The organism is Candidatus Pelagibacter sp. HIMB1521, from assembly GCF_052047875.1.
In the GTDB taxonomy this organism is placed as follows: Bacteria; Pseudomonadota; Alphaproteobacteria; order Pelagibacterales; family Pelagibacteraceae; genus Pelagibacter.
Genome location: NZ_JBNAIZ010000005.1, coordinates 15,289 through 32,457, shown reverse-complemented (window position 1 = coordinate 32,457; position 17,169 = coordinate 15,289). Strand labels below are relative to the sequence as shown.

20 protein-coding genes are annotated in these 17,169 nt (G+C 28.9%); 13 read left to right on the top strand and 7 right to left on the bottom strand.

Annotation, left to right across the window (positions count from 1 at the left end; translation table 11 throughout):
* The first annotated feature begins 99 nt into the window (after nucleotides 1-99).
* Both ACTTA5_RS02650 and ACTTA5_RS02645 read left to right on the top strand, forming a co-directional pair.
* The gene (locus ACTTA5_RS02650) at nucleotides 100-612 is read left to right on the top strand and encodes a pentapeptide repeat-containing protein (RefSeq protein ID WP_262589441.1); all 513 of its coding nucleotides are present in this window, start codon (nucleotides 100-102) and stop codon (nucleotides 610-612) included.
* Between the two features lie 3 nt (nucleotides 613-615).
* Complete coding sequence (locus ACTTA5_RS02645; RefSeq protein WP_262589440.1) at nucleotides 616-909, top strand: hypothetical protein; 294 nt, start codon at nucleotides 616-618, stop codon at nucleotides 907-909.
* An 85-nt stretch (nucleotides 910-994) separates the two neighbouring features.
* Here ACTTA5_RS02645 and mgrA read toward each other — a convergent pair whose 3' ends face one another.
* The gene (mgrA, locus tag ACTTA5_RS02640) at nucleotides 995-2,023 is read right to left on the bottom strand and encodes an L-glyceraldehyde 3-phosphate reductase (protein ID WP_440647694.1); all 1,029 of its coding nucleotides are present in this window, start codon (nucleotides 2,021-2,023) and stop codon (nucleotides 995-997) included.
* 128 nt (nucleotides 2,024-2,151) lie between these two features.
* On the opposite strand from mgrA, the gene ACTTA5_RS02635 reads away from it, so the two are divergent.
* The gene (locus ACTTA5_RS02635) at nucleotides 2,152-3,591 is read left to right on the top strand and encodes a sodium:solute symporter family transporter (RefSeq protein WP_440647692.1); all 1,440 of its coding nucleotides are present in this window, start codon (nucleotides 2,152-2,154) and stop codon (nucleotides 3,589-3,591) included.
* Between the two features lies 1 nt (nucleotide 3,592).
* Here the strand turns inward: ACTTA5_RS02635 and ACTTA5_RS02630 are convergent, their stop codons facing one another.
* Nucleotides 3,593-3,961: a thioredoxin family protein gene (locus tag ACTTA5_RS02630; protein WP_440647690.1), complete on the bottom strand. Its 369-nt coding sequence runs from the start codon at nucleotides 3,959-3,961 to the stop codon at nucleotides 3,593-3,595.
* 69 nt (nucleotides 3,962-4,030) lie between these two features.
* Here ACTTA5_RS02630 and ACTTA5_RS02625 point away from each other — a divergent pair, with 69 nt between their 5' ends.
* On the top strand, nucleotides 4,031-4,963 hold the full coding sequence (locus ACTTA5_RS02625; protein WP_262589436.1) for an ABC transporter ATP-binding protein: 933 nt from the start codon (nucleotides 4,031-4,033) through the stop codon (nucleotides 4,961-4,963).
* Nucleotides 4,953-5,720: an ABC transporter permease gene (locus ACTTA5_RS02620; RefSeq protein ID WP_262589435.1), complete on the top strand. Its 768-nt coding sequence runs from the start codon at nucleotides 4,953-4,955 to the stop codon at nucleotides 5,718-5,720. Before ACTTA5_RS02625 ends, ACTTA5_RS02620 begins: the two co-directional genes overlap by 11 nt.
* On the opposite strand, the gene ACTTA5_RS02615 is transcribed toward ACTTA5_RS02620, so the two are convergent.
* From ACTTA5_RS02615 to ACTTA5_RS02605, 3 genes are all read right to left on the bottom strand, one after another.
* Complete coding sequence (locus ACTTA5_RS02615; protein ID WP_440647688.1) at nucleotides 5,717-6,856, bottom strand: glycine cleavage T C-terminal barrel domain-containing protein; 1,140 nt, start codon at nucleotides 6,854-6,856, stop codon at nucleotides 5,717-5,719. The two genes, ACTTA5_RS02620 and ACTTA5_RS02615, sit on opposite strands and share 4 nt — an antisense overlap.
* A gap of 92 nt (nucleotides 6,857-6,948) precedes the next feature.
* Nucleotides 6,949-8,223 carry an isocitrate lyase gene (gene aceA / locus ACTTA5_RS02610; RefSeq protein ID WP_440647686.1) on the bottom strand — a complete coding sequence of 425 codons (1,275 nt, stop codon included), beginning with the start codon at nucleotides 8,221-8,223 and terminating at the stop codon, nucleotides 6,949-6,951.
* Nucleotides 8,224-8,263: 40 nt separating this feature from the next.
* Entirely contained in the window at nucleotides 8,264-8,425 is a 162-nt protein-coding gene (locus ACTTA5_RS02605; RefSeq protein WP_440647684.1) for a hypothetical protein, read from the bottom strand.
* A gap of 111 nt (nucleotides 8,426-8,536) precedes the next feature.
* Between ACTTA5_RS02605 and ACTTA5_RS02600 the strand changes: the two genes are divergently transcribed.
* From ACTTA5_RS02600 to ACTTA5_RS02575, 6 genes are all read left to right on the top strand, one after another.
* A complete protein-coding gene (locus ACTTA5_RS02600; RefSeq protein WP_440647682.1) occupies nucleotides 8,537-9,970 on the top strand; it encodes a helix-turn-helix domain-containing protein in 1,434 nt (477 codons plus the stop codon).
* A gap of 173 nt (nucleotides 9,971-10,143) precedes the next feature.
* Complete coding sequence (locus ACTTA5_RS02595) at nucleotides 10,144-10,413, top strand: GNAT family N-acetyltransferase (RefSeq protein ID WP_440647680.1); 270 nt, start codon at nucleotides 10,144-10,146, stop codon at nucleotides 10,411-10,413.
* Nucleotides 10,404-11,150, top strand: a complete 747-nt coding sequence (locus ACTTA5_RS02590; protein ID WP_440647678.1) for a sulfite exporter TauE/SafE family protein — start codon at nucleotides 10,404-10,406, stop codon at nucleotides 11,148-11,150. Before ACTTA5_RS02595 ends, ACTTA5_RS02590 begins: the two co-directional genes overlap by 10 nt.
* Nucleotides 11,147-11,701 (top strand): hypothetical protein, encoded by a 555-nt coding sequence (locus ACTTA5_RS02585; RefSeq protein ID WP_440647676.1) that lies wholly within the window; start codon nucleotides 11,147-11,149, stop codon nucleotides 11,699-11,701. The genes ACTTA5_RS02590 and ACTTA5_RS02585 overlap by 4 nt, the downstream gene beginning before the upstream one ends.
* Nucleotides 11,702-11,703: 2 nt before the next feature.
* Nucleotides 11,704-12,273: an SOUL family heme-binding protein gene (locus ACTTA5_RS02580; protein WP_440647674.1), complete on the top strand. Its 570-nt coding sequence runs from the start codon at nucleotides 11,704-11,706 to the stop codon at nucleotides 12,271-12,273.
* A complete protein-coding gene (locus ACTTA5_RS02575) occupies nucleotides 12,270-12,683 on the top strand; it encodes a carbonic anhydrase (RefSeq protein ID WP_440647672.1) in 414 nt (137 codons plus the stop codon). Before ACTTA5_RS02580 ends, ACTTA5_RS02575 begins: the two co-directional genes overlap by 4 nt.
* On the opposite strand, the gene ACTTA5_RS02570 is transcribed toward ACTTA5_RS02575, so the two are convergent.
* Nucleotides 12,684-15,218: an ABC transporter permease gene (locus tag ACTTA5_RS02570; RefSeq protein WP_440647670.1), complete on the bottom strand. Its 2,535-nt coding sequence runs from the start codon at nucleotides 15,216-15,218 to the stop codon at nucleotides 12,684-12,686.
* On the bottom strand, nucleotides 15,202-15,867 hold the full coding sequence (locus tag ACTTA5_RS02565) for an ABC transporter ATP-binding protein (RefSeq protein ID WP_440647668.1): 666 nt from the start codon (nucleotides 15,865-15,867) through the stop codon (nucleotides 15,202-15,204). The genes ACTTA5_RS02570 and ACTTA5_RS02565 overlap by 17 nt, the downstream gene beginning before the upstream one ends.
* Here ACTTA5_RS02565 and ACTTA5_RS02560 point away from each other — a divergent pair.
* Together ACTTA5_RS02560 and ACTTA5_RS02555 are read left to right on the top strand one after the other, a co-directional pair.
* Nucleotides 15,866-16,477: an arylesterase gene (locus tag ACTTA5_RS02560; protein ID WP_440647666.1), complete on the top strand. Its 612-nt coding sequence runs from the start codon at nucleotides 15,866-15,868 to the stop codon at nucleotides 16,475-16,477. The two genes, ACTTA5_RS02565 and ACTTA5_RS02560, sit on opposite strands and share 2 nt — an antisense overlap.
* On the top strand, nucleotides 16,478-17,167 hold the full coding sequence (locus ACTTA5_RS02555) for an ion transporter (RefSeq protein WP_440647664.1): 690 nt from the start codon (nucleotides 16,478-16,480) through the stop codon (nucleotides 17,165-17,167).
* Nucleotides 17,168-17,169 lie beyond the last annotated feature (2 nt).

Genomic DNA, 17,169 nt, shown 5'->3' with positions numbered 1-17,169 from the left:
ATTTTTATACTTCAAAAATACATTAATTTATAATGTTAAATTATTTTTAAAGGCATAAACCTTCATTGTTTTGACATATTTTATTTGTTAATTTTAATTATGAAAAAAATACTTCTTTTAATATTCTTTAGCTTCTTTTTTGTTTCAAATTCAAATGCTGCATGCGATGATCCATTAACAGATGGTGTAGATTATTCTAAATGCAGATTTTCAGATGCACAGGATCTACAAGGTAGTTATCTACCTAACTCAAATTTATCTTTTGCAAGTTTTGTGCAAGTAAATTTAGATAAAAGCATTATGATGAATTCAAATTTATCTTTTGGAACTTTTCCAGAATCAACATTTGTTAGAGCTAATCTTTATGAAACAATTAGTATTGGTGGAAATTTTGAAAAAACAAATTTTACTAATGCAAACTTAACTAGAGTTGATTTCATGGGGGCAACTCTAATAGAAGCTAATTTTCAAAATGCAAATTTGATGGAAGCAAATTTTACATCTGCAAACATTACTAATGCAAATTTTGAAAATGCAAATCTGATTGGTGCTACTTGGACTAATGGTAAGACATGTGGTCCAGACTCAATCGGAACCTGTATTGAGCAATAAGACATGAACACTTCAGTTAATACTGATGATGTTATTTTTAATTTTTTCAAACAAATCTGTGATGAAAAAGATGACCAAAAATGTGTTGAGCTTGGAAAAGAATGGATAAAAGCAATGGAAACCAACCTTTCTTCTATGGAAGCAAATCTAAATGGGGCTGATTATCTAAAACATAAAGACGATATTCAAAGTAACAGAGATCATTTAAATAGCTTAAAAAACAAGAATTCTACAGAGTGGAGAGAGTATGCTACTCAGTGTATGATCGAAATAATGAATCATAAAGGTCAACAATAATGAGTAATCAAGAAAGAGTATTTCTAATTATTTGTGCTTCTTTAATTATTTTTACTCTTCATTATTTAATTGAAAAACACTTCTTTTAATAAGAACTAGATCTTGCCCACTTATTAATATTTCCTTCTTTAGCTTTTTTATTTATTTCTTTAAGCTCAGATTTAGAAAAATTTAAATTGTTTAAACTTTCAATATTTTCTTTTATTTGTTTTACACTACTCGCACCGATTAAAGCTGTAGTTACCGCTTTATTATTTAACACCCAAGCCAAAGCCATTTGCGATAATGTTTGACCTCTTTTTTTAGCAATTTGATTTAAATCTGAAATTATCTTTATGTTTCTTTTAGTTATGAAACTTTTATCTAATGCAGATTTTGGATCACTTGCTCTTGATGCTTTTGGTATACCTTTTAAATATTTATCTGACAGCATTCCTTGTGCTAATGGTGAAAAAGCAATAGTTCCAATTCCTAATTTAATTAAATTTTTATCCAAGTCTTTTTCAAACCATCTATTGATTAAAGAGTAAGAGGGTTGATGGATAAATATTTTAATGTTTCTTTTCTTTAAAATATTAAACATCTCAATTGTTTTCTTTGAAGAATAAGAAGAAATACCAATATAAAGTGCTTTACCAGATCTATAAATAAGCTCTAAAGCATCTGCTGTTTCTTCTAATGGTGTATTTGGATCAAATCTATGTGAATAAAATATATCCACATAATCTAAACCCATTCTCTTTAAACTTTGATCACAGCTTGCAATGATATATTTTTTAGAACCCCATTCACCGTAAGGTCCTTCCCACATATCATAACCTGCTTTAGATGAGATAATTAATTCATCTCTATATCTTTTAAATTCTTTACTTAAAATTTTTCCAAAATTAGCCTCTGCACTACCTGCTGGTGGACCATAATTATTTGCTAAATCAAAATGAGTAATCCCTGAATCAAAAGAATAAAACAACATCTTCTTTGCTTCAGATGTAAGTTGTTTACCACCAAAATTATGCCAAAGACCAAGGCTTATCAAAGGTAGATCAACACCACTCTTCCCACATCTTCTATATTTCATGTTGGAATATCTTTTTGGTGATGCTTTGTAGTTCATAACTCTTAATATAACTTAATATTTTAGTTTAAAAACATAAAATTAAATATATATTTAAAACAAAGGGGTGTCTTAACAGACTGAGATTAAACCCTACGAACCTGTCCGGTAATTCAGAAAGGGATAAAATGGATAACACATACTTTTTAAGTCAATCATCATCATTAACATTAGTAATTGTAATTAGTTTGGTATTTGCTGTTTTAGGAATTTATCATTCTAAAAAATTCCAAGGAATAAGTAACTATTTAACAGCAAATAGAAATATAGAATTATTTTCATTAACGACCAGTCTTGTTGCGTCTGCTTTAGGAGCATGGATTTTATTTGGCCCTGTTGCTGCTGCTACATGGGGTGGAATAGGGGCTGTTATTGGTTATGCTCTTGGTACAGCTTTTCCCATGATTTTCTTAATTTATTTTGGAAGAAAAATTAGATCTGAGTTTCCAAAAGGTTCTTCTCTAATTGAGTTTATGAGAAAAAAATTTGGAAAAAGTTTGTTTAAACTGATTTTGTTAATGACAATTTTTTACATGTTTATTTTTCTTTGTGCAGAGGTGACAGCTGTTGCAGTTTTGATAAATTATTTATCAGGTACAGATCTTTGGATCACAGCATTAATAGTACTTTTAGCGACTTTAACGTATACGCTTTATGGCGGTCTAAGGGCTTCTATTTTTACTGATAATATTCAAATGATAGTAATTGGCTTTCTTTTATTAATTCTAATTTTAATTATCAGTTCATCAACAGGAGATAATTTTTCTTTTGCACTAATTAAAGAAAAAAATCCGCAATTGTTAAGTTCATCCTATATTCCAAGTTATACAGCTGGGTTAACTTTTTTTATAGCTGTTGCTGCTACAAATTTATTTCACCAAGGAAATTGGCAAAGGGTTTATGCTGCTAAAGATTACAACACTTTAAAATCAGCATTAATCATTTCGTTTTTTGTAATTGTACCGATAGTTTTTTTAATGGGCTTTATTGGAATGGTTTCATTTTCTATTGATCCTTCAGCAAGAGCTGATTTAGGATTTTTTACTTTATTGTTAAAAGAACAAACCGAAATGCTTTCCTTAATTATTATTATTCTTGGATTAGCTTTAACAATTTCAACAGTTGATACATTGGTTAATGCGATATCAAGTTTGTTTGTTGTTGATGGTAAGGCAACTTTTAATTTAGATAAAAAAACAGATTATTTAAAAATTTCTAAATACTTTATCGTATTTTTATCATTGATTGCATTTGGTGTTGCATCAAAAGGATTTGATATTTTGTATTTATTTTTACTTGCAGATTTATTTTGTTGTGCATTTGTGTTCACAGTCTTTTACAGCTTTTACAACAAGGTAAATGAAAAAACTGCTTATGTTTCAATTATCATAGGTTTAATTGGTGGATTTTTAATGTTTCCTTATCCAGATTTTTCTAAGAGTTTATTAGTTGGGGGATTGATGTCTAAAGATCTATTTTCACCATTTGTTGCACAATCTTTATTATTTTTATCATTTGTTGTTGCAACTTTTTTACCAGCAGTAATTTTGAAATTGAAAAGTAATTAATTTAGATAACTGATTTTAAAGCATCATAAATAAGATCTTTGGTTGTCTCACCAATGCTTCTGTAAACTTCTTTATTATCTTTAAAAATTAAAAGTGTCGTTTGATATTGAACATTAAAAAATTTAGCAATTTCTTTATTGGTTACATCAAATTTAAAGTATTCAATATTATCAAAATCATTTTTTGCTTTATCAAGAACTTTCATTTGACTAGCACAAGATGTGCAATATTTAACCCAAGAACTAACCACTACAACTTTTCCATCCGCTAAAGCCTTGTCAAACAACTCTTTAGTGTAAGTTGTTTCTTTAGCCATCCCATTAGCTGTGAATGCAAAGATAAAACAAATAAATACAAAAATTTTTCTCATTAATGGTGGGTTGTAAACAAATTTTAAAATATTGTAATACAATAAATTGTCTCTATATATGCCTAGTTCATGTCAGATCAAATAAGCATAAATAATCTATCAAAAGTCTACGATAATGGCTTTGAAGCATTAAAGAAAATAAACCTAAACATTAAAAAAGGTGAAATTTTTGCAATGCTTGGACCAAATGGTGCAGGTAAAACTACCCTTATAAGTATTATTTGTGGAATCGTTAGACCATCTTCAGGAAAAGTTACAGTAGATGATTTTGATATCATTGATGATTATAGAGAAACAAGATCTAGAATTGGATTAGTTCCACAAGAATTAACCTTAGAACAATTTGAAACTGTATTTAACAATGTTTCTTATTCAAGAGGTTTGTATGGAAAAAAACCAGATCCAAAACATATTGAAAAAATTTTAAAAGACTTAAGCTTATGGGATAAAAAAGATTTAAGATTAAGACAGTTGTCTGGAGGAATGAAGAGGCGGGTATTAATTGCAAAAGCATTGTCTCACGAGCCAACTATATTATTTTTAGATGAGCCAACGGCTGGTGTGGATGTTGAATTGCGTCAAGACATGTGGAAGGTAGTTGAAACACTAAGAAAAACTGGTGTTACTATTATTCTTACCACTCATTATATTGAAGAAGCAGAGGCTATCGCTGATAGAGTAGGAGTAATCAATCAAGGAGAAATTATCGTTGTTGATGAAACAAAAGAATTATTGAAAAAAATGGGACATAAAAAGCTTACAGTAGATCTTCAAGAAGAAATCACTGAAATCCCAAGCAGTTTAGATAAGTATAATCTAGAAATCGGAGAAGATAAAAAATCAATTAATTACACATATAATGTTAGAGCTAAAAGCACTGGAATAACTAACTTGTTACAAGATTTAAAAGATGCAAATTTAAAATTACAAGATTTAAAAACTGAACAAACTACTTTAGAGAAAATATTTGTGACATTAGTAAAGGAGAACAATGAAGTTTAATTATTACGCATTTAGAGCAATGTACTTACATGAAATGGATCGATTTAAGAGAACATTGATGCAATCATTATTTTCACCAGTTCTATCAACCTCTCTTTATTTTATTGTTTTTGGATCTGTAATTGGTGGATATGTAGAAAAGATTGATGGAATTAGTTATGGATCTTTTATTGTTCCTGGTCTTTTAATGTTAACGTTGTTAACTCAATCTATCAGTAACACTTCATTTGGGATATTTTTTCCAAAATTTAATGGAACTATTTATGAAATTTTAGCTGCACCAATTTCAACTTTTGAAATTGTTTTAGCTTTTGTTGGTGCAGGTGCTACTAAAACTCTTATTGTTGGATTGGTAATATTTTTAACATCAACGTTCTTTGTTGAGGTTCAAGTAATGTATCCATTATTAATGATATTTTTATTAGTATTAGTAGCATTTACATTTGCTCTATTTGGTTTTTTAATTGGTTTAATGAGCTCTAATTTTGAGCAAATGTCTATCATTCCAACTTTAGTTATTACGCCAATGGTATTTTTAGGTGGTAGTTTATATTCTTTAGATATGTTGCCTGAGTTCTGGCAAACAGTTACTTATTTTAACCCAGTTGTTTATTTAATTAATGGTTTAAGATTTGCCTTTTATGGTGTTTCAGATTTCAATATTTGGGTGAGTGTTATTTCAATGGTAGTATTTTTGATGTCATGTGTAACTGTGGTTACAGTTCTATTGAAAAAAGGATACAATATTAAATCTTAGCTACTAGCTATTTTCTTTTTTGGATCGTAAAAAGGTTTTTCTACTATTGTAGCTGAATATTTTCCTTCGTGAGTTTCTATATTTAATTTATTACCTAATTCTGAATGATTAACTTCAATCATTGCAAGTGCAATATTCTTTTTTAATCTAGGTGAATATACAGCTGAAGTTACCTTACCAATTTTCTTGCCATCTTTTTCAATCTGCCAAAAAGTTGTGTTTGGTCCTGATAATGGATCACAATCAATGATAAGACCAACTTGTTTTCTTTTAATTCCTTCTTGCTTGATTTTTTTAAGTGCTTCTTTACCTATAAAATTTATATCAGCATCTAAATTAACTAATCGATCAAATCCTAATTCGAATGGATTTGTATGAATATCTGCATCTGCGTGATAAGAAAGCATACCACCTTCTATTCTTCTAATAGAGGATGTATGACCAGGTTGAATACCATGTTCTTTACCAGCTTCCATTATTTTTTCATAAAGTTCATTACCTCTTGAGCCATCTCTTAAATATATTTCGTAACCAAGTTCACTTGACCAACCAGTTCTTGATACAATTAATGGAATTCCATCAAGTTCATATTCTCTTAACCAATAATATTTAAGATCTCTGATATCTTCACCAAATAGTTTGACCATTATTTCTTGTGAGGTAGGGCCTTGTAACTGTAGAGGGGATACATCTGGTTCAGATATTTTAACATCTAAACCTGAGTTAACTGCAACACCTTGTGCCCATAACAAAACATCACTATCTGCTAAAGATAACCAGAAATGATTTTCAGCTAGTCTTAATAAAACTGGATCATTTAAAATTCCACCATCATTATTTACAATTAAAACATATTTACATTGTCCAACTGATAACTTTGAAAGATCTCTAGGAGTTAAAAGCTGAGTAAATTTATATGCATCAGGACCAGTGATCTCAACCTGTCTTTCGACTGCAACATCACATAAAATTGATTTTTCAATAAGGTTCCAAAAGTTTTGCTCAGGACTTCCAAAATCCCTTGGAATATACATGTGATTATATACAGAAAAACCTGTTGCTCCCCATTTTACAGTAGCATCAAAATATGGAGACTTTCTTATTTGTGTTCCAAAACCAAAGTTTTTATTAGACATTTGTGACCCTTAACAGTCTGAGTATTAATTACAAATAAAAAAATAGCCCAATTAAGGGCTACTAAAAAAAATGGAGAGGGAAAGTATTTTTTTTAAAATTGTTCAGATTCAGTAGATCCAGCCATAGCTGTTGTTGAGCTTTGGCCGCTGCTAATAGTATTTGAGACTGCATCAAAATAAGATGTACCAACTTCTCTTTGGTGCTTAACACTAGTATAGCCATCTTTTTCTCTAGCAAATTCTTGTTGTTGAATTCTAGAATATGCAGCCATACCTTCTTTTCTATATTTTTCAGCAAGCTCAAAAATTGCAATGTTTTGAGTATGAAATCCAGCAAGAGTAATGAACTGGAATTTGTAACCCATTTTAGCAATTTCTTGTTGGAATGAAGCAATCTCGTCATCACTTAAATGTTTTTTCCAATTGAATGATGGAGAACAATTGTAAGCTAATAGTTTTCCAGGAAATTTCTCATGAATTGCATCTGCAAATCTTTTGGCTTCAGCTAAATTAGGAGTAGCTGTTTCACACCAAATTAAATCAGCATACGGTGCATAAGCTAAACCTCTAGAGATAGCTTGTTCAATTCCATCTTTAACATAATGAAAACCTTCAGGAGATCTTTCGCCAGTTAAAAATGGTTTATCATTTTCATCAAAATCATTTGTAATAAGTTTTGCAGCATTAGCATCTGTTCTTGCCAATATAATTAGTGGAACTTCTGCAATATCAGCAGCTAATCTTGCAGCTTTTAGGTTTTTGACCATAGTGCCGGTTGGAACAAGAACTTTTCCACCCATATGACCACATTTCTTTTCGCTAGCTAATTGGTCTTCAAAGTGAACACCTGCAGCACCAGCTCTTATAAATTTTTTAGTTAATTCAAATACATTTAATGGTCCACCAAAACCCGCTTCACCATCAGCTATAATTGGAAGCATATAATCAACTTTTTCTTCAGGTTTCATATCACCATCTTGTGTTTCCATATGTTGAATTTGATCTGCTCTAATTAAAGAGTTGTTCATAGACTCAACTAATTTAGGAGCACTATCATAAGGATATAAAGATTGATCTGGATACATTTCTCCAGCAGTATTAGCATCTGCTGCAACTTGCCAACCACTTAGATATATTGCTTTTAATCCAGCTTTTGCATGTTGAACAGCTTGGTTACCTGACAAAGAACCAAGTGTATTAACATAAGCTTCAGTATTTAATAATTTCCAAAGTTTTTCAGATTGATTTTTGCAAAGTGAGTATTCAATTTTAATTGAACCTCTTAATCTCTCCACTTCTTGATCAGTGTAGTCTCGTTTGATACCAGCATATCTTTTTAACTCATAAGAGATTTTCTCTGCACTCATTATTTATAATCCTTTTTTTTAGAAAATTGAAAAAGTTGAATTAGTTACTATCGTTTAAAGCTTCGATTAGTTCACTCATTCCACTTGAACCCCAATCACAATGATCATCTCTCATGTAAATTCCTTTATTATGATGGTGATCTAAATCCTCTTTTTTGATGATTTGAGCTTCATTTTCTGTGTTTTTTAAGTTTTTATCCATACGAGTCATATATTTTACAAAATTTACAAAATCTATAAAAAACGTTAAAAAGCTTTGTAAATAGGGAAAAAATATTGTAAAAATAAATTTACAAAATTTACAAATAGTAAAATGAGTCAAATAGATCTTAAAATAGGGCCAAAAATAAGAGCTTTTAGAAGACAACTTGGGCTACAAGCCAACAAATTAGCTGAAGATTTAAGCATTTCTCCTAGTTATTTGAACTTAATTGAAAGCGGTAAAAGAAAAATAGATGGCGATTTACTTTTAAATGTTTGTGAAAAACTAAATATTCAATTATCAGATCTTACATCAAAGACAGATATCAATCTTCAAAATACAATTTCTGAAATTTTAGATGATAGTTTATTTGAAGACTTAGATATTTTAGGTCCAGAGGTGAAAGATTTAGTAAGCACCAACCCAAAGATTGGAAAAGCAATTGTAAGACTTGGAGATATTCTTAAAAAAAAAGATCATGAATTAATAAGTAAGATTGAAAAAATTTCAGGTAAAATTGTAGATAATAGAAAAAATTCTTTTCCTGGAGAAGTAGTAGTTGATTTTTTTCAAGAGAATAAAAATTATTTTCCAAAGCTAGAAGAGTTTGCAAATAAAGTTTTTAATAAAATTCAAAAAAATAATCGAACAAGATATTTATCTCTATGTGATTATTTACAGTCAGAATATTCAATCACCGTAAAAGATGTCATTCCTGATGAGGATAAACCATTTTCAAAAATTTATAACAAAAATAAAAAAGAGTTATTACTTAGTGATTATAGTTCTTTAGAAACAAAAAAATTACATGCTGCCTCTCAAATTGCACAACTGGGTGCAATTAAAGATGTTGAATATTATTTAACTAAATTTAGCTTTCCATCAGAAGAGTCAAAAAAACTTACTAAAGTTGCTTTGTTAAATTATTGTGGTGCTGCAATTTTGATGCCATACAAACTATTTCATTCTGAATGTAAAAAACTAAAATATGATTTAGAGCTATTGCAAAATACATTTGCAACTTCATTTGAACAAGTAGCTCACAGAGTTACATGTTTGCAAGATCCAAAACTACCAGGTATTCCATTTCATTTCTTAAGAGTTGATATGGCTGGAAATATTTCAAAAAGATTTTCTCTATCTGGAATTGATATACCAAGATATGGTGGAGCATGTCCAAGATGGAATGTTTACACTGCATTCACTACTCCAGGAGTTTTACATACGGCAGTTAGCAAAATGAATAATGGTGAAAAATATGTTTGTATTGCAAAAACTGTGGAAAAAGGAATTGGAAGATTTGGACAATCTAAAAATGTATTATCGATTGGTTTAGGTTGCGAAGCAAAATATGCAAAAGATTTTATTTATACTGAAAATATGAACATTAATGATAAATCAACGGAAATTCCTATTGGTGTTTCATGTAGAACCTGTGACAGATTAGATTGTTCACAAAGAGCATTTCCACCACTACATAAAAAATTCGACGTTGACTTAAATAGTCGTGGGGTTTCTGTTTATGTTAGTGACGATAAATCTTAAACTATGATTAAATATATTTTACCTGCCATAATAATTTTTCTGATCGTATTATTTTGGGAAAAAATAACTGGTTTTGTTGAGAAAAAGTTCAACATAAAGCTTAATTATATCGTTGTTAGTTCTATAGTTGCTGCAATAGCAATTATCCTTTTGCTCCTTAATTACTAGGATTTATGAACAGCATTGATTTATCTACTTATAAATTAGATGAAGCAGATGGTGTTTTTACTTATAAAAATGAAAATACAACACTAGGCTTTGTTAGATTTAATGAAAAGGGAGAAGTCGAATACATTTTTGTTAATCCAATTTTTAGAAAAAGGGGAATAGCAACAAAATTGTTACAGTTGGTTAAACAAAAAACAGGAAAAGAAATAATTCTTCAAGAACCAATTAGTCCTTTAGGATCAAAACTATTAAATTCATTAAATAAATGGAAATAAACTTTTTATTTTTCTTCACAGTTGTTCCAGCAATAATTTTGTACGGTATAGCAAAATCAGGTTTGGGTGGATCGATGACATTAATATCTATTCCATTAATGACCATTGTAATGCCTTTGAACCAAGCGTTAGGAATAATTTTACCAATTTTAATATTTTCAGATTTTATTGCAGTTTATAAATATAGAAAAGAATATGACTTAGGTACTTTAAAGTTAATGGTTCCATTTGCTGCTGTTGGAATAATAATTGCATCTTTCACATTCACATATTTTTCTGAAGATCTATTAAAATTTATGATTGGTTTAATGGGATTTATTTTTGCAGGTCATTATTTTTTTTTTAAAAAAGATAAAGAAGCTAAATCTCAAAAAAATTCTATCAAAGGAAGTATTTGTTCTGTCATAGCTGGCTTTACAAGTTTCTGTGTCCATGCAGGAGGAACACCTGTAAGTGTTTATATGCTTCCTTTAAGAATGCAGAAAGAAATTTATGTGGGAACAAGAATTATATTTTTTACTTTTGTTAATCTAATAAAACTTCCTTTATATATTAACCTTTCAATGACAAATTTAGTGACTTTTAAACAATCAGTATTTTTATTTCCAATTGCTTTTATAGGAATACTAATTGGTTATCGATTAATTAAAATTATAAACGAAAAATTATTTTATAATATTTTGTATATTTTGATTTTTATAAGTAGTTCAAAACTTTTATATGATTATTTAATATGAAAAAAAAATTTAATCCTAGAATAAAAGCTCGTATTAGAAAAAATAAGCAAGTTCTTAATAAAAAAATTGATAATTTTTTCGGTTGGGTAAAAGGTGCTAAACTTGTTGAACTTAAAGAATGTAATGCAGAGGAAGATCCAGTTCGACCAGAATTAGATAATGAATTTAGAACAGGATTTGGAAGAAAAATTTATGGAGTTGAGTATCAAGGCGAAATTCATGCTGTTATGTGTTTTGCTTATACTAATGAAATTCCCAAAAGTGTAGATGAACTTGAAAAATTAAGTACTGATGCTTTTTTACAAAGTGCAATGAGAGATCAAAAAGGGGGTCAAATTGCTATTGCTTATACAGTATGGTCAAAGAAAAAGGGTGGAGGAAAGTTAATTGTAAAAGAAGTGTTTAAAAAGATAAAAAAATCTAATCATTTAAATAGATTAGTAACACTCTCACCTTTAACAGAAATGGCAACGAATTTTCATGAAAGAAATGGAGCAAAATTAGTTCAAATTAATGAAACTACACAAAATTTTGAATATAAAGTTATTTAACCATGAAGTTAAAAAAACTATTAATTCTTCTATTTTGTACTTTCTTTGTTTTACCGTATTCTATTGTCATGGCTAATGAAGAAGCAAAGTATGAGGTAGTAGATAAAAATGAAATTTATGAGATTAGAAAATATTCTGATCGTTTAGCAGTTGAAACCTCTAGAGTAGGAATAGATAGTAATTTTAGAAAATTATTTAATTATATTTCTGGAAGAAATGATGCTCAAGAAAAGATAGCAATGACCACTCCGGTTACTCAAATCGAAAAAAATGGAAATATGACTATGCAGTTTTATTTACCTTCAAAGTTTAATTCAGATAATGTACCTAACCCAAGTAGAGATGATATAAGAATAGTAAATATTGAAGGAGGATATTATGCTGTGCTTAGATATTCTGGTCGAGCTTCTGATGGAAATTTCATAAAACATAAAGAAATCCTAGAAAAAGAGTTAAACAAAAATAATATTTCAATTATAAGTCCACCTATTAGAGCTACATATGATAGTCCTTTTACCCTTCCAATGAATAGAAGGAATGAGGCAATGTATAAAGTGGAGTTTAATTCATGAAGTCAAAGTTTAAAGCAATGGTGTTATCTTGTATGGACCCAAGATTTCAACATTTAGTTCACAATCATTTAAAGAAAAAAAAATTAACTGGTAAGTACAGTGCTTTCACTATTGCTGGTGCTGCGGTTGGTGTCACACATAATAAATTTAAAAAATGGCATAATACTTTTTATGATAATCTTGGAACTTCAATTCAGCTTCATAAAATAGAAAAGCTTATTGTTATTAATCACAAAGATTGTGGTGCTGCAAAAATTGCTAATGGAAAAAAAGAATTTACACCTCCTAATGAAAAAAAAATACACCAAGACTCATTTAATAAACTTAAAAAAGAAATTAAAAAAAGATTTCCAAAACTTAAAGTAGAATTAAATGTAATTGCTTTAGATAGTAAAATTACTAAATTTTAATTATTGATTTCTAATCAAAGGGTAAACTTTTGGATTTAAATACTTTAAATTTGTTAACATAATCAATATCAATGTTACAAATCCAATTGAAAAACCTAAGTAGATTAAAACTTTAAAATCAAACACCCAAACAAGTTCAAAGATATTTTCCATAATAAATTTAGAACCAATTACTGCAAAGAATATTGCAATCAGTATGACCGATTTAAAGATAATAATGAATTCTATTAATGATGAGAGGATTATTTCTCTTTTTGAAAAGCCTAGAATTTTAAATACTAAGTTTTGATACTCTTTAACTTTACCTTGAACCATAATTGCACTCGAAATAACAATTAAACCAATAACAATTGTTACAGCTGATATCAGAGTAACTGCAATGAATACTTTATTTAGCACAGCTGTCACTTTTGTGAGATAATCCGCAATTTTAATCATGGATAAGCTAGGCATAACTTCTAGCATTTCAGTTTCATCAAATTTATCAGAATTAAATTTTGCTGTTGCTAAATATTCATGAGGAATATTTTGAGCAAATTGAGGATTAAATAGCATTGCAAAGTTTATACTTAAATCACGATAATCAACTTCTCTAAAATTAACTACCTCTCCATCAATTTCTCTTCCATATATATTTAAAGTAAAAATATCTCCTAATTGAATGTTAAAATCTCTTGCAACTTTAGCGTCTAAAGATATCTGAAGTTGATTTGGTTTATTCAAATCCCACCATTCTCCAGCAACTAATGGATTATCTTCAGGAACATCTTCCACCCATGAAGATCTTCTCTCACTTCCAATTACCCAATAACTATCATTATCAGGTTTAATATAAGTATTTGGATTAATACCATTAATTTTTGTAATGCCAGATGAAACCATTGGAACAACTTCAATGTCTGCATTTGGATCCATTTTTAATATTCCTTGTTCAAATTTTTCACGTTCTCCTTTTTGAATACCCACAAAGAAATAATCAGGTGCAATATCAGGAATTGATTTAGCAATTTCTCTTTGAAAATTTGTTCCAACTAACGCCAACGTTAAAAGTAATGTAACTCCCAACCCTAAAGACATAATAGTAATTGGAGTGATACTTTTAGTTTGAGTGATATTTTTAATTGATACCTTTAATGAGATATTGGAGCTTGATTTAAATTTTTTAAGAAAAAATATAATTATTCTTGAAAGAAAGAAAAATACAATCAAACACACAAAAAATGCAGCAAAGTACCCAAGACTGTAAGTTGGTTGCTCTGAACCAACTGTAAATAACAAAACCAAAATAGAGAGCAAAATAAAACTTAAAACAACAGATTTTTTTGAATAATAAAATTGTAAGTTTTGAAAAACATTTCTAAATAAATTAGAGGCTTTTACTTGGTCAATTGAACTTATTGTTGGGATAGAAAATATTACAAGTACCAATAAACCTACTAAAAATATTTTAATAAAATTAACTATAGAAAATACTGGATAAACATTTAATCCAAGTCCATCTGATAAGTATTTGTCGGCAATAGGGACTATTAAAAAACTAGATCCATAGGAAACAACTGTGATTACAAACAACAAAATTAATAATTGAAGATAATAAAGTGTCTTTATATTTCCTGAGTAAAATCCAACTGCTTTTCTAACAGCAATTGACATATTGTTTTGGTTAATAAAAGAGAGAAGGGTGTTTGCAATTCCAATACCAGCAATCAACATTGCACTTATTGAAACAAGAGATAAAAATTGTGAAAAATTATTAATTATTCTCTTTATTCCACTCGCTGAATTTTCAGGATAACGAAGTTTTACTTTTTGATCATCTTTAAAAATATTTTCAATTCTTTGTTCTAATTCTTCAGGGTTATCTCCTTCATTAAATTTTACTTTGTATTCGTAGTTTAAAAAGCTTCCTATACCATTTAGTTTTAATATTTCTAAAGTTTGTTTTCCTGCTAGCGCCCAATCACCAAAAGCAACAAATCCACTTACATCAGGAACTGATTTTATAATTCCAATAACTGTAAAGTTTTGGTCTTGAACTTTAACTTGTTCATTAAGTTTTATGTTTAGTGTTTTTGATAAGCTTTCATTTATTAAAATAGTGTTTGGTTCTTTTTGCATTCGCTCATATGCACCTTCAGGCTCAAATACTACTTCTCCATATAACGGGTATTTTTCATCAACTGTTTTTATTCTAGTGAATAAAGATTTGTTTTTTTCTCTTCCAGTTGTTGAAAGCATAGTGCTGAACTCAATCATTTGAGATACAGTTGCAAATTCTTTTACCTGATTAACTAATTCTAGATTTCCTTGGTTACGATTGTAATCAATTTCTAAATCACCACCTAATAAGGCTTTTGCATTATCGTTCAGTTCTTTTTTAAGACTATCTTCAATAGTAAAAATAGCACTTAATATAAAGAGACTGATAAATAGAGTAACAATAATACTTGAGATTTTGTGATAGTTTCTGCTTAAATCCTTTAAAGCATATTTAAAAATCAAACTAAATTCAGATCGATTATTTAATTTTTCCATCTTTTATTTTGATTTTTCTTTTTGCTTTGTTTGCAAGTTTTGGATCGTGCGTTACCATGATTAAGGAAGACCCTTCCTCTTTTACATATTTAAATAGAATATCTGAAATCATTAATGAGTTTTCAGTATCCAAGTTTCCAGTAGGTTCATCAGCTAGGATTAATTCAGGCTTCATTGCTATAGCTCTTGCAATTGCAACTCTTTGCTGTTCACCACCAGATAACTGACTAGGTAAATTATAAAATCGGTGCTTTAAACCAAATCTATCTAACAAATTTTTTGCCTCACTCTCAGGATTTTTAAAATTATTTAATTCTAATGTTAAAGCAACGTTTTCAACTGCTGTGTAGTTTGGAATTAAATAGAAAGATTGAAATATAATTCCAATATTCTTCTTTCTAATCTCTGAAACTTCATCTTCATTTAAACCTGTTATTTCTTGATCTTGAAAAACAATTTTACCTGAAGTTGGTTTTTCTAGTCCTCCAACCAACATTATTAAACTAGTTTTACCAGATCCACTTTCACCTACGACAGAAACTGTCTCTTTTTTCTTAATAGTAAGATCAATATTCTTTAAAACACTGATACTTTCTTTACCAGTTTGGTATTTGAGATTTATTTTTTTTAATTTAAGAAGATCATTCATGAATAAAAGTTTATTTATAAAAATTTTGATGATCTTTCTAGTGCACATAAACGCTTTCGCAATAGAAAAGGTTGTCTTATTTGGCGATAGTTTGATGGCTGGATATGGTTTACCTAAAGAACATCATTTATCTGTAGTATTAGAAGATAATTTTAAAAAAGATGGTTTAAATATAAAGATAATTAATGGCAGTGTTTCTGGAAGCACATCTTCAGGAGGATTAAATATTGCTGAATGGAGTTTATCAGAACCTGGTATTGACTTAATCATTTTAGGTTTAGGCGCCAATGATATGTTGAGAGGAATAAAACCAGAGGAAACTGAGAAGAATTTAGAAGAAATTATAAAGATAGCTAATAATAAAAAAATCAAAATAGTAATTGCAGGCATGGTTGCTCCAACCACACATGGTGCTGAATACAAAAAAAGGTTTGATGCAATCTATCCAAAACTATCAAAAAAATATAACTTACCCTTGATCCCATTTTTACTTGAGGGAGTTGCACTCAATCCAAATTTAAATCAACAAGATGGAATTCACCCAAATAAAGAAGGAACAATTAAAGTAAGTGAAACTATTAAAAAAAGTATTATTAATATTTTAAATTAAATGAATAAATTTTTATATAATCTTAAAGAAAGCAGAATTTTCCAATTTGTTGTTATTTCAATTATCATATTAAATGCAATTACAATTGGAGTTAACACTTATGAATTAAGTGATCTTACCAGACAAGCAATTAACTATTTAGATTATTCAATTACTATATTTTTTGTAATCGAAATTATAATTAGATTTGTTGGAGAGCCTAAAAAACTACACTTTTTTAAAAGTGGATGGAATGTATTTGATACTTTAATTGTTTTAATTTCATTAATTCCTATACCTAATAATTCTAGCTTCTTACTTTTAAGATTATTAAGAGTATTTAGAGTATTAAGAATTATTTCAGTTGTTCCAGAATTAAAAAAAATCATTGAAGCGCTGCTTACTTCCGTCAAAAGAGTGTTTTATGTTGGATTATTATTGTTTATCATTCTTTATATATACGCAACTATAGGCTCAATTTTATTTAGCACAGATATTCCTGAAAGATGGAGCGACGTTGGAGTTGCTATGATTACGTTGTTTCAGGTTTTAACTCTATCTAGTTGGGAACAAGTAATGCTACCATTACAAGATGTTTACTGGTGGGCTTGGATTTATTTTTTCAGCTTTATAATTATTTGTGGAATTACAATGCTTAATTTGTTGATTGCGATATTAGTGGACGTAGTAATCAATCAGAAAAAGTTATAAGA

Bases quoted from the DNA above. Each gene is read 5' to 3' on its own strand.
- ACTTA5_RS02620 (WP_262589435.1), top strand. From the start codon at position 4,953: ATGAAGTTTAATTATTACGCATTTAGAGCAATGTACTTACATGAAATG.
- ACTTA5_RS02625 (WP_262589436.1), top strand. From the start codon at position 4,031: ATGTCAGATCAAATAAGCATAAATAATCTATCAAAAGTCTACGATAAT.
- mgrA (WP_440647694.1), bottom strand. From the start codon at position 2,023: ATGAACTACAAAGCATCACCAAAAAGATATTCCAACATGAAATATAGA.
- ACTTA5_RS02560 (WP_440647666.1), top strand. From the start codon at position 15,866: ATGAATAAAAGTTTATTTATAAAAATTTTGATGATCTTTCTAGTGCAC.
- ACTTA5_RS02590 (WP_440647678.1), top strand. From the start codon at position 10,404: ATGGAAATAAACTTTTTATTTTTCTTCACAGTTGTTCCAGCAATAATT.
- ACTTA5_RS02580 (WP_440647674.1), top strand. From the start codon at position 11,704: ATGAAGTTAAAAAAACTATTAATTCTTCTATTTTGTACTTTCTTTGTT.
- ACTTA5_RS02650 (WP_262589441.1), top strand. From the start codon at position 100: ATGAAAAAAATACTTCTTTTAATATTCTTTAGCTTCTTTTTTGTTTCA.
- ACTTA5_RS02555 (WP_440647664.1), top strand. From the start codon at position 16,478: ATGAATAAATTTTTATATAATCTTAAAGAAAGCAGAATTTTCCAATTT.
- ACTTA5_RS02585 (WP_440647676.1), top strand. From the start codon at position 11,147: ATGAAAAAAAAATTTAATCCTAGAATAAAAGCTCGTATTAGAAAAAAT.
- ACTTA5_RS02645 (WP_262589440.1), top strand. From the start codon at position 616: ATGAACACTTCAGTTAATACTGATGATGTTATTTTTAATTTTTTCAAA.
- ACTTA5_RS02635 (WP_440647692.1), top strand. From the start codon at position 2,152: ATGGATAACACATACTTTTTAAGTCAATCATCATCATTAACATTAGTA.
- aceA (WP_440647686.1), bottom strand. From the start codon at position 8,223: ATGAGTGCAGAGAAAATCTCTTATGAGTTAAAAAGATATGCTGGTATC.
- ACTTA5_RS02630 (WP_440647690.1), bottom strand. From the start codon at position 3,961: ATGAGAAAAATTTTTGTATTTATTTGTTTTATCTTTGCATTCACAGCT.
- ACTTA5_RS02615 (WP_440647688.1), bottom strand. From the start codon at position 6,856: ATGTCTAATAAAAACTTTGGTTTTGGAACACAAATAAGAAAGTCTCCA.
- ACTTA5_RS02570 (WP_440647670.1), bottom strand. From the start codon at position 15,218: ATGGAAAAATTAAATAATCGATCTGAATTTAGTTTGATTTTTAAATAT.
- ACTTA5_RS02605 (WP_440647684.1), bottom strand. From the start codon at position 8,425: ATGGATAAAAACTTAAAAAACACAGAAAATGAAGCTCAAATCATCAAA.
- ACTTA5_RS02595 (WP_440647680.1), top strand. From the start codon at position 10,144: ATGAACAGCATTGATTTATCTACTTATAAATTAGATGAAGCAGATGGT.
- ACTTA5_RS02575 (WP_440647672.1), top strand. From the start codon at position 12,270: ATGAAGTCAAAGTTTAAAGCAATGGTGTTATCTTGTATGGACCCAAGA.
- ACTTA5_RS02600 (WP_440647682.1), top strand. From the start codon at position 8,537: ATGAGTCAAATAGATCTTAAAATAGGGCCAAAAATAAGAGCTTTTAGA.
- ACTTA5_RS02565 (WP_440647668.1), bottom strand. From the start codon at position 15,867: ATGAATGATCTTCTTAAATTAAAAAAAATAAATCTCAAATACCAAACT.